Raw genomic sequence first — 238 nt, forward strand, 5'->3', positions numbered from 1 at the left:
GTGGAAACTGGATGAGCATGCGGTCTATACGCGTGAGGGCCACACCGGCGAACGCCAGCCGCAGAGCATCGGTTTTGCGACAGTACGCGCGGGCGACATCGTCGGTGAGCATACTGCGATGTTTGCAGATATTGGCGAGCGCGTAGAGATAACCCACAAGGCTTCAAGCCGTATGACCTTTGCAAATGGCGCGGTTAAGTCCGCTTTATGGTTGAAAGATAAGAAATCTGGCCTGTTT

General features: G+C 54.2%; 1 protein-coding gene. It reads left to right on the forward strand.

Annotated elements, in window-relative coordinates; all coding sequences use genetic code 11:
• A partial coding sequence (locus tag SB756_RS35090; protein ID WP_410913884.1) for a 4-hydroxy-tetrahydrodipicolinate reductase occupies window positions 1–238 on the forward strand: 238 nt, incomplete at both ends.

It is taken from the genome of Pseudomonas sp. SIMBA_068 (assembly GCF_046534705.1).
Lineage (GTDB): Bacteria > Pseudomonadota > Gammaproteobacteria > Pseudomonadales > Pseudomonadaceae > Aquipseudomonas > Aquipseudomonas putida.